The sequence below is a fragment of the Paenibacillus sp. MMS20-IR301 genome (genome assembly GCF_032302195.1).
Classification (GTDB): Bacteria; Bacillota; Bacilli; order Paenibacillales; family Paenibacillaceae; genus Paenibacillus_AQ.
Map to the genome: position 1 here is coordinate 2,303,042 of NZ_CP135275.1, position 12,016 is coordinate 2,315,057.

12 protein-coding genes are annotated in these 12,016 nt (G+C 52.9%); 6 read left to right on the forward strand and 6 right to left on the reverse strand.

Annotated features, from left to right (window positions below; translation table 11 throughout):
* The first annotated feature begins 146 nt into the window (after positions 1-146).
* The 5 genes from LOS79_RS10185 to LOS79_RS10205 all read left to right on the forward strand — a co-directional run bounded on the left by LOS79_RS10185 (position 147) and on the right by LOS79_RS10205 (position 5,236).
* Positions 147-863: a L,D-transpeptidase family protein gene (locus LOS79_RS10185; protein WP_315418965.1), complete on the forward strand. Its 717-nt coding sequence runs from the start codon at positions 147-149 to the stop codon at positions 861-863.
* Positions 864-971: 108 nt separating this feature from the next.
* On the forward strand, positions 972-1,817 hold the full coding sequence (locus LOS79_RS10190) for an ornithine carbamoyltransferase (protein WP_315418969.1): 846 nt from the start codon (positions 972-974) through the stop codon (positions 1,815-1,817).
* A 162-nt stretch (positions 1,818-1,979) separates the two neighbouring features.
* Entirely contained in the window at positions 1,980-2,561 is a 582-nt protein-coding gene (locus LOS79_RS10195) for an RNA polymerase sigma factor (RefSeq protein ID WP_315418971.1), read from the forward strand.
* Positions 2,530-4,116, forward strand: a complete 1,587-nt coding sequence (locus LOS79_RS10200) for a DUF4179 domain-containing protein (protein WP_315418973.1) — start codon at positions 2,530-2,532, stop codon at positions 4,114-4,116. The genes LOS79_RS10195 and LOS79_RS10200 overlap by 32 nt, the downstream gene beginning before the upstream one ends.
* Positions 4,117-4,177: 61 nt before the next feature.
* Entirely contained in the window at positions 4,178-5,236 is a 1,059-nt protein-coding gene (locus tag LOS79_RS10205; protein ID WP_315418975.1) for a hypothetical protein, read from the forward strand.
* Here LOS79_RS10205 and LOS79_RS10210 read toward each other — a convergent pair.
* From LOS79_RS10210 to LOS79_RS10220, 3 genes are all read right to left on the reverse strand, one after another.
* A complete protein-coding gene (locus LOS79_RS10210; protein ID WP_315418977.1) occupies positions 5,212-6,237 on the reverse strand; it encodes a LacI family DNA-binding transcriptional regulator in 1,026 nt (341 codons plus the stop codon). The genes LOS79_RS10205 and LOS79_RS10210 overlap by 25 nt on opposite strands.
* A 6-nt stretch (positions 6,238-6,243) precedes the next feature.
* Positions 6,244-7,392, reverse strand: coding sequence for an amidohydrolase family protein (locus tag LOS79_RS10215; RefSeq protein ID WP_315418979.1), 1,149 nt, complete (start codon positions 7,390-7,392; stop codon positions 6,244-6,246).
* 233 nt (positions 7,393-7,625) lie between these two features.
* Positions 7,626-7,961 carry an antibiotic biosynthesis monooxygenase gene (locus LOS79_RS10220; RefSeq protein WP_315418981.1) on the reverse strand — a complete coding sequence of 112 codons (336 nt, stop codon included), beginning with the start codon at positions 7,959-7,961 and terminating at the stop codon, positions 7,626-7,628.
* Positions 7,962-8,177: 216 nt separating this feature from the next.
* On the opposite strand from LOS79_RS10220, the gene LOS79_RS10225 reads away from it, so the two are divergent.
* Complete coding sequence (locus LOS79_RS10225) at positions 8,178-8,744, forward strand: GNAT family N-acetyltransferase (protein WP_315418984.1); 567 nt, start codon at positions 8,178-8,180, stop codon at positions 8,742-8,744.
* Between the two features lie 61 nt (positions 8,745-8,805).
* Here the strand turns inward: LOS79_RS10225 and LOS79_RS10230 are convergent, their stop codons facing one another.
* From LOS79_RS10230 to LOS79_RS10240, 3 genes are all read right to left on the reverse strand, one after another.
* On the reverse strand, positions 8,806-9,942 hold the full coding sequence (locus tag LOS79_RS10230; protein WP_315418986.1) for a DUF4179 domain-containing protein: 1,137 nt from the start codon (positions 9,940-9,942) through the stop codon (positions 8,806-8,808).
* Positions 9,932-10,468: a sigma-70 family RNA polymerase sigma factor gene (locus LOS79_RS10235; protein ID WP_315418988.1), complete on the reverse strand. Its 537-nt coding sequence runs from the start codon at positions 10,466-10,468 to the stop codon at positions 9,932-9,934. Before LOS79_RS10235 ends, LOS79_RS10230 begins: the two co-directional genes overlap by 11 nt.
* Before the next feature lie 255 nt (positions 10,469-10,723).
* The gene (locus LOS79_RS10240; RefSeq protein ID WP_315418991.1) at positions 10,724-11,962 is read right to left on the reverse strand and encodes an aminopeptidase; all 1,239 of its coding nucleotides are present in this window, start codon (positions 11,960-11,962) and stop codon (positions 10,724-10,726) included.
* Positions 11,963-12,016 lie beyond the last annotated feature (54 nt).

Sequence of the window (12,016 nt, forward strand, 5' to 3'; positions counted from 1 at the left end):
ATCCACAGAGCAGCGGCGGACTTCCCGCCCTGCTCTGTTTCTGCTTGCCGCCTGCTTGCCCGCTGACTGCTGGCGGGCGGAAAATCAGCGGCGGAGCGATTCTCCGGAGTGCTTCAGAGGTAATAAAGTTCAAAGGAGGATGAGTTATGCGCCGTCAACACTTCAAACTGCCTGCTGTCGTACTAGCCGTAATCCTAATGCCGCTACTGCTTCTGCTTGCTGTATGCTCTGCCGGAAGCTCTAAGGCCGCTGCAGCCGGGTTCTCTGAATCCTGGCCCTACAAAGCAGAAATGCTGCACAGCAGCCAGATAATCGTCGTTGAAGCGGTCTCTCCCCGTGCACAGACAGGCCGGCTGTCACTCCTGCAGAAGGTAGACGGACAATGGATATCCATTCTCCCCGGCATCCCGGTAACCTTGGGAAGCGGCGGCATCGGCAAAACCAGGGAAGGCGATAAACGGACACCTTCCGGAGTATTTCCGCTCGGTTCAAGCTTCGGATCAGCAGCAGATCCCGGCGGTCTCAAACTTCCCTATATCAGAACGACCGGGCAGGATTACTGGATCGATGATCCGCACTCCGTCCAGTACAATCAATGGGTATCCTACTCCGGTAATCCGGATCTGCACTGGCAATCATATGAACGGCTCCGGCAGCCGCTATATAAATATGCTGTGATTCTGCGGTATAACGATGCTCCGGTGGTGCCAGGCAAGGGCAGTGCCATCTTTCTGCATATCTGGAAGGCGGAAGACAAGCCGACCGCCGGCTGCATCGCCATGTCTGAGTCCAACCTGCTAAAGCTGATGCGTCTGCTCGACCCTGCCCTATCTCCGGCCATTGCCATTGGAGTATCCGGCTGACACAATTTCCTACGCAAAAGCTTGCAGAATCTGCATTGTATATCCTTCCAAAGTATTGTATATTTATACAGTTGTTATCATATACATACGATTCAGGAGGATTTATATATGCATTTTCTGAACATAGACAGTCTTACGGCCGCGCAGATTCTCGAAATCTTCGATTTAACGGACCAGCTCCGTTCCAGGACCGCCCAGCCGCTGCTCCAGGGTAAAACCATGATCCTGTTCTTTCCTGATACCAGCCTGCGGACCCGGGTCAGCTTCGAGAAAGGCATCCGGGATTTAGGCGGGGATTACATTACCTTTCCGCCCCAGACGCTGGATAAGCGGGAATCCCCCGGTGACATGATCCGCTATTTGGAGAACTGGGGTGACGCGGTCATTGTCAGGCACCCTAATATAACCAAGCTGGAGGAGCTGGCTGCTCATGCAGCGATTCCGGTAATCAACGCTATGACAGCGCATAATCATCCCTGCGAGATTCTGGCTGACCTGTATGCCTTGCGCTGCAGCCGGGAGAATTACCGCGAATTGACTTATACCTTCGCAGGACCGGCAGGCAACATCTCCCGAACCTGGATGGAAGCCGCCAAAGTATTGAACCTGAATTTCAAGCATGTCTGTACAGCAGGCCAGGAGCTGGGTACGGAGAACGCCAACTATAACTTTTATACCAGTCTGGAACAGGTACTCCCGGAGAGTGATATCCTTCTTACGGATTCATTGCCGGAAAGCTTCCTGAATGAGGAATACATCACCCGGTATCAGATTACGCTTGAGCGGATGAGACAGGCCAGGCCCGGTGCACTGCTGAACCCTTGCCCTCCGTTCTTCCGCAATGAGGAGGTCAGCGAGGATGCAATTGCTTCGCCCTATTTCGCCGGCTTCGGCTTCAAAAAAAGCCTGATCTATCTGCAGCAGGCAATTCTCGTGTATAGCTTGACACATTAATGCCGGCAGCATAGCCGGCACTCCATCCCTTCCATGCCAATGGAAGGGATTCTTTACATTCGAACGCAGCCATGAGAAAATCGCCTTGTTTTTGAAAAAAAGTGAGAAATAATATTCCTTGAGAGCGTCTTATAAGTAAATAAGTCCAACTGGAGGCAATAGATGAGGGACCAAGACAACACTGAAATGATTATTGCCGAGGTGCTGGCAGGAAACAGGGAGGCTTTCGCTGTACTGGTGGACCAGTACAAATCCGGATTATACCGTCTGCTGCTGGGGCTTGGAGCAAGCCATCAGGATGCGCAGGATCTGGCGCAGGATACCTTCATTCAGGCTTATCAGAAGCTGCGCAGCCATAACGGGCAGAGCAGCTTCTCCGCGTGGCTGTACACCATCGCCATCAACCGGTTCAAATCCCAGAAGCGCCGCAAGTCATTTTCTTTTACCGGAGGAGTGTTCCCGGAGCAGCGGGCAGAGGAGCCCACACCTGAAGAACGGTACATGATCAAGGAAAACAAGCTGGAGATGCAAAAAAAACTGGACCGGCTTCCGGAGCGTTACCGTATTGTCCTCCTGCTGCGCTACACGGGTGAGCTTACGTATGAGGAAATTTCTGCAGTTACGGGAATGAACCTCCATCAGGTGAAGAACCGCCTGCACCGCGCCCGGCTGAAGCTCAAAAAACAATGGCCCACAGCAAAGGAGGATTCCAATGAAAAAATGGGATTACCATACACAAGATAATGCTAAGCTTCCGGATATGACGGATGAGGATATGATGATGCCTCCCTTCCGGCATGATGATCAGACCATGGATGAAGATTTCACAAGCAGGGTCATGGAGCAAATCCGCAAGACGGAGATTCTGCCGGCTGCATCAGAGACAGCACCGGATTACCCGGCTGACCCTAAACGCAGAAAGCTGCCTATAGCGGCCCTGCTGGCAGGATCCGCAGCGGCTGTTATTGTTCTCACGTATCTGCTGCTAATCCCCTCCGTCACTAAGGGTCCGCCGCAGGTACAGACCGCTTCATCCCAGAGGCTGCTGCTCCTGCCTTCCGAGTGGACCGATCACCGGCTGCTGGAAGCCAAGAAGGCCGGGGTGATCAAACAGCCTGACATTGAGGTTACGGATCAGGGATACACTTTGACACTCCAGGAGGTCGTTGCCGACCCTAACCGGATGATGCTGAATCTCCGAATTACCGATGCCAGCGGGCTGCCCGCCGAAGAGATGATGGCCCGTTTCGATGTCAGCCAGCTGCAGCTTCAGAATGAGCAAGGGGAGCAGATTGGTGATTTGCAGTCCATCAATCATATGGATACGAAGCTTGCCGGGGATCAGTTCAGGCAGGAATATCTGCTGCTGACCTATTATTTCAAGAACGAGCCGCCCGGAGACACCGTGCACGTAGTCGGAATGGTTCATGAACTGATGAAGGACTCCAAGAACAATGCGCCGATTAGCGGTGACTGGAGCTTTAGTTATGCCGCAGATATGACAACCGCCAAAGCGTTGACAGAAACTACGGATCTCAATAAATTCAGTTATGCAACAAAGGACGGATTAAATATTCAGATGAACATGATCACCCATTCTCCGGCCGGCGTGAAACTCGAGTTCAGCACCACATTGACCGCCGGGCTGGCTTCCCGAGTGCCGGAGAACCGCAGAGTGAACCTCGGGGTCAAATATCATTTCGAGGATGCCAAGGGCCAGACGATTGGAGAACCTGTCAGCAGTAAATATAGCGGATATCCTGCAATAATCAGGGACAGCCAGGACCTTCAGATTCACTGGACCTACTATATGAACGAGCTGCCTTACCGGAATGAACCGGTCTACTTTGTACTCGACGGCTTCTCCATCCCGGTTAAGACAGAGGATTCATTGACCTTTCAGCCTGCACTCCTGAAGACAGCAGCTGCTGTATTTACAGCACAGGGCGACAGTCTGAACGTGAATACTATCAAGATCACAGAAACGCAGGCCATGCCGGGGCCGTCCGCCTGGATGGCAATCAGCGGCTCATTCCGCAACGGGTTCGATCTGGATGAATGGACGGCCCGCGACAATGAGGGGACTGAATATGAAGTTTTCCGCTGGGGCTCTTACCGGGACGGGGACCCTGTAACCTTCGGGCAGCGTGATGAGAATACCGACCTTGTGTATCTGATTGTTGACGGCATGACTTCGGTACCCGGGGAGCTGACGCTCATCCGTACGGTTACGGAGATGAACTTTACAGATGTGGACTGGAGATTTGAGCTGCCGCGGGGAAATGCAACTTCGCAATAATATTCGCGTCTATTTTCTACAACAGGGATTTAATCCCAGACACAGGAAATGGAGTGAATCTATGAACCGCAGCATCAGGTTAACCCTACTATTGCTTCTCTGCATAATTGTACTCGGCGGCTGCAATTCACAACAGAACGCTTCACCTGTCCCTTCCGCTTCGCCTGCTGCCCAGGATTCCTATGATTCTTTCCTTGGTGTCCGGCTGATCGGGAAGCAGGGGAACATTATTCAGGAATGGGCTGCAGATAACATTAACCTGTTTCAACCTGTGCAGACCGGTCACGGGCAGGAGGCTCAGCTGTTTATCTATCGCATGGCTAATGAGCAGCCTGAGCTTCTGCTGGAGGATGGAACGCTTATGTCATGGCCGGCACCGGATTGGACAGGCGCAGAGACCGGCTATGGCAATGATTATGGAAATAACGTACTCTATGCAGACAGGCTGCTGAATGATGAAATATTTGCAGTCAATGGAAACCGGACTTTATACCTTGTCAATATAAAAAGCGGAGCAGCCCAAAAGCTGTACTCAGCTGAGCGGCCGATTTACGGGATGTCTGCTTCACCGGATAACAGTATGGCCGCCCTGCTGGTTGCTTCAGAGCCGTACATCGGCCCTAACGCCGATCTGATTGTACTGGACCGAAAGGGAAATTCATTAGTCAATATTCAAAAGGCCAGTGTCCAAAGCCACAGCGACGGATTTCTGTTCATCTATCCCATGGCCTGGAAGGACCCTGTAACACTCGCCGTTCCGGCGGGCGGATACGAGCAGTATGGTAATGGCGGTGTGAATCTGGTGAATATACAGACCCGTCAGATGGAGTTCCGGGAGAAACCAGCGCTCTCTCCTGACCTGCTGCACCTCTTTGAGGAAGCTGCCGGACAGGTAAAATTCCCGGCTGAGCTGCATTTCCTGCCTGAGCCGGGAGAGCATCCTGTATATTATGCGGTTCAGGGCAATCACTCGGATATCTGGCTGCTTAATCAGCAGACAAGGCAAGCAGTGAAGCTCGGAAGCGGACGCCTGCTGAAATGGACCGGTGACGGAAATCTGCTTGTAGGTAAAACAACCATGGATGTAATGGAGTTCTATATTGGAACAGATCCGTTTTGACGCGATACCGTCTCCCCTTTGACCAATTCCGGAACAAGCTTCAGGCTTCTGCCGGGTCCGCCGTTCATCACTTCTACCAGCAGTTCAGCCGCGCGGGTTCCAATCGCTTCATAATTATGGCGTATGGTCGTGAGGGGAGGATTGGTGTACGCGGTGAAAAAAGCTCCGTCATACCCGATTACCGAGAGATCGCGGGGCACCGTCAGCCCTTTGCGGCCAAGCTCCATAATAGCCCCCATAGCCATAAGATCATTGGCGCAGCATACAGCCGTGATCCCGGGTTCTCTGTTCAGCAGAGTAAGGATTGCGCCGGCCCCGCTGCTGCCGCTGAAATCTCCGGCTTCCACGAATGAAGCGCCATGCTCCGCCCCTGTGCCGGAAAGTACGGCTTCCCTGAAGCCCCGGTACCGCTCTTTACAGATAAACAAGTGCTCCGGCCCGTTAATATAACCGATATTCCGGTGCCCCTGTTCCGCCAGGTAAGCGCCGGCCATCCGGCCGCCCTCAAGATCATCAGAAGCCACCAGCGAACAATGCGCTCCCAGCGCAGAGCTCATATTGACTGCCGGAATCTGCAGCCTAAGCACCTCCTTGATAACAGGATGCTCTTCCGCGAACGGCGGCATAAATACACAGCCCTGCAGATTGCGCATTCTGATCCAATTGGACAGGCTGCCCGGTTCATAATCCCGGAAGGGTACCGAGAATATCAAAATATCCTTCTGATACAGGCGTAAGGCTTTTCTAAATGCTGCGAAAATATCTTCAAACTCCCTGTTCGATTCGCCTTCAATCTCCGGCATGAACACACCGACAAGATTGCTTTTGCGGGTTACCAGCTGCTTAGCCCCGAGGTTCGGAACGTAACCCAGCTCTGCTGCCGTTTCCTGAACCCGGGCTATTGTTTTGGGATGCACTCCATAGCTGCCGTTCAATGCCCTGGATACCGTGCTGACCGACAGTCCCAGTCTGGCAGCGATATCCTCCAGCTTCATTTCCATCTCAGCTCATCCTTTCCTTGCTTCTGCCAGAATCCGTCCGGCCTTGACCTTTGTGAGTCCTTCCGCCGGATGCTTGACTCCGGTTTCCAGTTCAAGCTTTTGTAAGGCGTCCAGCTGAGTCCCAGTAACCGGCTGGGCCTGAATCAGAGCATCCAGGTTGTCATGGGCTATTTTACGGGCAAGCTCCGGGTCCTCCAGCAAATCAATGAACTGGTACATTGCTTCAACCGCCTTCTTCTCACTTTCAAGCCCATAACCCGAGTCTGTACTCAGCATGAACCGGTCCGGATATTTCTTCACCACCGGGATGAAGCCTTCCGGGTTGTCTTTAATCATGGTGAACCCGGCAAAGAAATCCGCATACAAATTAGGATGTGCCGCTAACAGCCGGTCAATCTCCTTCGGAGAATTATAGGCATTGATATGTGCAAAAATAAATACCGTATCCGGGTGCTCAGCAAGCGCCTGCTCCAGCTTCTCGACAGGCTTGCCGCTTGGCGGATCAATATGCAGCAGCAGCGGCGCTTTATATTCGGCTGCCAGATCATAAATCTGCGGCAGGTAGCCGTCCATCGGATCATTTGCCTTCCAGGCTACTTTAGACACCACCGGTGATACAGTAGAAGCTGCCGCGATCTCTCCGAGGCCAAAGAAGCCCTTCTCCAGATTCTCTTTCACAACTGACAGGCTGCCTGGATCATGCAGATCAAAGCCTGAGAAGTATGGAATGAACAAGTCCGGGCGCTGCTGATACGCACTCCATGAAATCCGGTCCGTCATGACCGCACTGGGCTCTGAGACATCTCCGAACAGTACCACCTGCTGCACGTTATAGGTTTTCCAGGTAGACAGCATCCCCAGGTATCTCACTCCGCTGGCATCATGATTATGTGCATCAATCAGCCCGAGTCCGCTATACTTGGCCGCCAAAGCGGCAAGCTCATCTGGCTTGGGGGTGGCAGGCTTCGCCGTTTCGCCCGTTCCTTCATTCCCCGCTGTTACACTTTGTACCGCTTCCGGGGAATGTACAGCCTGAGTCTGAACAGCTGCCGCCCCTTCCTGTGTAGAATCATTCCCTGCAAAAAAGAATGCCAGTCCCCCTAATACAATCACAATGCCGGCGAGTCCAACGATCCATCTTCTGTGCTTGCGCATCGAATACAGCCCTCTCTGTTTCGGAAACGTTCCCGATATTTGGAACAAGTATAATATTTTCCAAATAACCTGTAAATACATTTTCGGAAACGTTTCCGACTTTGACAGAAAGAAAAGCTTCGGCAGTTAAGCAGGGTACGGATGCGGCCGCTCCGGACAGGCCTCCGGAATTTGCATTACAGCAAGATACCGGAGCACAGCCGTCCAGATCAAACGCATGGAATTTACACAGCTTATGGACGCTGCCCGTAAGCTTTGCCCTCTTTTACCGTCTGTACCTGATACATATTTACTGTTGTGCTGAGGATATACGCCGGCTTTTCCTGTCCTCTGCTGTTCTTGTGACCCTGGACATGCGCATCGCTCTTCTCCCAGTTCTTCCACGCCTCCTCCGATTCCCAGCGGATCAGAATGAGTACCTCCTCCTGGTCTTTGGCCTTCTTATTGACCATGACACTGAGATCGATCAGGCCGTCCATCTCCTCAATCGCCCCAGGCTTACTGAAGCGTTCTACTACGGTGGCGCTGTTGCCCTGCTCAACGATAATTGATCTGGTTTGAATGTACATATGCTCATTTCCTCCCGGGAACGCTGCTATACAGGCTTTGCAGGCTGTTATAGCAAGCTTAGATTTATTAACCCTATTCTAATTGATAATCGTTATCATTTCCAGCGGGACTGTTAGATAAAGTTTGATTATAACCGAGTTCTCGCTAGGACCTCAGCCGCGTAAGAGGTTACAGTATTAACAGCAGACTATCAAACTATGGAAAGCAGGCAGAAGATGAAGACAGAACTGGGACTTACAAATGCGGATGAAGCTTATATAATCAAAAATATGTACCCGCTCTATCTGCATGATTTATCCGGGCATTACGGGCTTACAGCAGGGCATATCCCGAACCGGCATGGCATATTTGAAGATGATCCGGAGTGCCGCACACTGGCGGAACAGTATGAAGCCCAGAATATATGGTGGGACAAGCCGGGGGTGCTGTACCCTTTTCTGATCCGGGCCGATGAGCATCCTGCAGGATTTGTGCTGATCGCTACGCCGCCGCATTGTGCCCAGGGTATACAATATTTCGTTAATGATTTCTTTGTGCTGCAGCCCTTCCGGGGCACAGGCACCGCAGAGCAGGCTGCTATTCAGGTATTTGACAGGTTCCGGGGCGAATGGGAGCTGTTCACGAATCCGGCAGATAAGAATATAACCGCACAGGCCTTCTGGAGAAAAACTTTAACCCGCTACACGCGGGGCAGATTTGCAGAGAGAACCGGGGAGACGTTCGACGGACATAAGCTGGCTTTCCGGTTTAATAATATGGAAGAACAAGCCGGACAGTGTTAGAGGTAAAAAGCTGACCGCCTGTATCTGGGGCTGTCAGCTTTTTTTAGTATAGAGCTGCTGCTCACTCCGGCCAAACCGGAATGCTCAGTTCATATTTCTCTTTGCCGTTATCGTTTCTCATTATAAGCTTAATAGACTCCGGCTGATCCAGCAGATTGCTGGCGAATCTGCGTTCATATCCCTCGTAGTTCCCGAGACCCGTCGACATCTTCAGCTGTACGGTTCCGTCCTTGGTAACGGACTGAAGCTCATCCCCGGTGGCGGCAAGGAATGTCTTCTGCCGGTTCTGCCAGGTTACATCGGACTCATTCTTGATTACAACTTCCGACCGGATCAGCAGAGGGGAGATTTCCACCTTCGCCAGGGTCATTTCTATCCCGTCCAGAATGAAGTCTTCCTTCGGCTCAACAATGATTGTCGGCTGCTGCTTGAACTTCGGGTCCAGCTTGAAGCTGATATGGAGTCTGGGCGAATAATGCATATCCTTGGCAATGGTCCCGGTCTTCGGGTCCTTCAGCTTGCCGGGATCTACCGACGAGATCTGGAAGTCTGCCTCAAGCTTGCCCGGGAACGGCTTATTCCGGTCCAGGCTGATGACGCCGCGGCCGTAATAGATACGGTTCTCCTCGGGTCCGGTCCGCTCATCATGGGCACCGATCTGGTCTTCGCTGTCCAGATAAAATCCGGTGCTGAGATCCTTAATCCTTGCACTGCTAATATTGTAGATTTCCTGTCCTGCAGTGACCTTGGCTGTGTACAACAGGATGATCCGGTTCTCATCCGCCATAACCGCATTCAGCGTAATCTGGTAGCCTTCAGCCCCGGCACTCTGATTAATCATCTGCACATAATTATGCCGGATGGCCGAATCCAGTGTCGGCGCTTCATGATCAAACGGATAGAGCCGTTTGAACATCTCCAGCCCGCCCCAATTGACTGCTGCACGCGGGGCTTCAGGCTGCGGAGCGGAATCCTGAAGAAGCGGGAGGAAAAACAGGATCACCGCAACCAGCGCAGCTGCAGCCAGCCCGACGAAAGAGCCCCGTTGTAATCTTCTCCGCCAGCTTTCCCAGCCTCCCTGTTCTATGCCCGACTGAACCGCCCGCCTGATGGCCAGACTGCCGGTGTCCGCCTCTGCTTCTCCGTGAATACGCGCTGCATCTGCCAGCAGCAGCTGCTCTTCCCTGCTATTGTTCATCCCACTCACCCCGGTTCTTCATGATTGCCCGCAGCTGCTTCAGTCCTTTGTGCTGCCAGGTTTTGATTGTCCCCTCCGGCTTCTTCAGCAGCAGAGCGATTTCACTTAGAGTCATGTCGTTATAATATTTCAGCAGCAGCACATGACGGTATTTCAGCTTCACCTGTGAGAGCACCCACTGCATTTCCATCGTATGAGTGCTGTTATGAATAACGGGCTCCATCATGTGCTCGGCTGCAGTCGGTACCGTTCGCTTCCTTCTGCGCTGCTCGTCAATGCAGACATAGATCAGGATCCGGATCAGCCACGTCTTGAATGCCAGCGGGTCCTTCAGCGTCTTCCGTTTCATCCAGGCCCGGTAGGAGGTTTCCTGCAAAGCTTCAAGCGCGTCGTTACGGTTCCCCAGGTAGCTGTAGGCAATATGGTACAACTGGTCGCTGTAACCCATTACCGCCTCGGCAAAATCCGCTTCTTCGTATGGTACCGCAGCCGTCAGCCGTTTCATTTCTGCCCCGGACATCGTCATCTCTCCCTCTCCTCTCCATCATGATTACATGAATTAGACGGAGAGCTGATCCAAACAGTTTTAGGTGGCAGCACAAAATTCAAATTAACTCCACCAAGCAGAGCTTTAGTTCTGGTGCCAGTGACGTATCTTAGCAAAAAAAGCCGCAGCCCCCCCGGCTGACCGGGAAGCTTGCGGCCTTTCCTGCAAGCGGCAGCCAGAACGCTGCCGCTTGATTATGCTAATCTTCTGTCCGCTAGTTTCCGGCCTCTGTCTCTACAGAACCCAGTTCCCCTGGCGGAACACCGGCTCGATAGTCCCGCCCTCCAGCTCACCGTCGATATCCAGCTCGGCTGAGCCGACCATGAAATCGACATGTGTAAGGCTGACATTGGCGCCTCTGGCCAGCAGCTCTTCGCTGGTCATGGATGTCCCGCCTTCAATATTCACCGGGTAGGCACTACCCAAAGCGAAATGGCAGGAGGCATTCTCGTCGATACCTGTGTTATAGAATACCCTGTTCAGCCTGGAGATTGGGGAGTCGTGCGGCACAAGGGCTACTTCTCCCAGATACGCGGCACCTTCATCGGTATCCAGCAGCGTGGTCAGATGCTCCCGGCCGGATTCGGCATCATAAGCCGTAACCTTGCCGTCAGTGAAGGTAATTGTAATTCCGTCCACCAGCCGGCCGTTCAGGTTAAGCGGAAGCGTGCTTGTCACCGTTCCGTTTACACCTGTGCGGTGCGGCATGGTGTAGATTTCTTCCGTAGGCATATTGGCTACAAAATATATCCCGGCCGCATTCTCCCCGCCGCCGCCGCGCCACAGATGGCCTTCCGGCAGCTCCACCCGCAGATCTGTACCCGGCGCACGGTAATGCAGGCTCTTGTAGCGTTTCGCATTCATCCGGTCCTGGCTCACCTTCAGCTCACTGATATGCTCCCGCCAAGCGGCGACCGGATCTTCACTGCCTACACGGTTCATCTGGAATACCGCTTCCCACATAGCCTCAATCCGGCGCTCTTCCGGCAGATCTGCGAACACCTTGTCCGCCCAGGCGCGTGTCGGCGCCTTGATGAGCGACCAGCTGATTCTGCTGTTGCGGGTATAGTTCTGATATTTCCTGCGCGCCAGCGCTGCTGCCTTAACCGCAGTCGATACCTTGGCAGAATCAATCCCGCGCAGCAGCTCCGGGTCCGGAACCTTAATATGTAATATCGCTCCGCCCTCTTCGGCGAAGCCTTCCAGCATATCGGCATGCCACTGCGGATAATACCCGAAGGAATCTTCAGGAGCCTTCTCATAACGGATGCGTGTTACAGCTTCATCATCCCAGTCCACCAGCACATATTTGGCTCCTGCTTCATAGGCTTTGCCTACGATCAGCTGGGTAAGCTCTGCCGTCTCCAGCGGGGCATGAACCATCAGCACCTGTCCGGGCTGAACATTCACGCCAACCTTTACGACCAGTTCGGCATATTTCTCCAGCATTACAGCAAAATCACAATCCTTCATGTCTTCTCTTCCTCCGTATCTCTAATGTCTAGGGGCCCTGTAAACAAACTCCTC

Excerpts from the sequence above, each read along its gene's own strand:
- LOS79_RS10185 (WP_315418965.1), top strand. The coding sequence starts at position 147 with ATGCGCCGTCAACACTTCAAACTGCCTGCTGTCGTACTAGCCGTAATC.
- LOS79_RS10190 (WP_315418969.1), top strand. The coding sequence starts at position 972 with ATGCATTTTCTGAACATAGACAGTCTTACGGCCGCGCAGATTCTCGAA.
- LOS79_RS10195 (WP_315418971.1), top strand. The coding sequence starts at position 1,980 with ATGAGGGACCAAGACAACACTGAAATGATTATTGCCGAGGTGCTGGCA.
- LOS79_RS10200 (WP_315418973.1), top strand. The coding sequence starts at position 2,530 with ATGAAAAAATGGGATTACCATACACAAGATAATGCTAAGCTTCCGGAT.
- LOS79_RS10205 (WP_315418975.1), top strand. The coding sequence starts at position 4,178 with ATGAACCGCAGCATCAGGTTAACCCTACTATTGCTTCTCTGCATAATT.
- LOS79_RS10210 (WP_315418977.1), bottom strand. The coding sequence starts at position 6,237 with ATGGAAATGAAGCTGGAGGATATCGCTGCCAGACTGGGACTGTCGGTC.
- LOS79_RS10215 (WP_315418979.1), bottom strand. The coding sequence starts at position 7,392 with ATGCGCAAGCACAGAAGATGGATCGTTGGACTCGCCGGCATTGTGATT.
- LOS79_RS10220 (WP_315418981.1), bottom strand. The coding sequence starts at position 7,961 with ATGTACATTCAAACCAGATCAATTATCGTTGAGCAGGGCAACAGCGCC.
- LOS79_RS10225 (WP_315418984.1), top strand. The coding sequence starts at position 8,178 with ATGAAGACAGAACTGGGACTTACAAATGCGGATGAAGCTTATATAATC.
- LOS79_RS10230 (WP_315418986.1), bottom strand. The coding sequence starts at position 9,942 with ATGAACAATAGCAGGGAAGAGCAGCTGCTGCTGGCAGATGCAGCGCGT.
- LOS79_RS10235 (WP_315418988.1), bottom strand. The coding sequence starts at position 10,468 with ATGACGATGTCCGGGGCAGAAATGAAACGGCTGACGGCTGCGGTACCA.
- LOS79_RS10240 (WP_315418991.1), bottom strand. The coding sequence starts at position 11,962 with ATGAAGGATTGTGATTTTGCTGTAATGCTGGAGAAATATGCCGAACTG.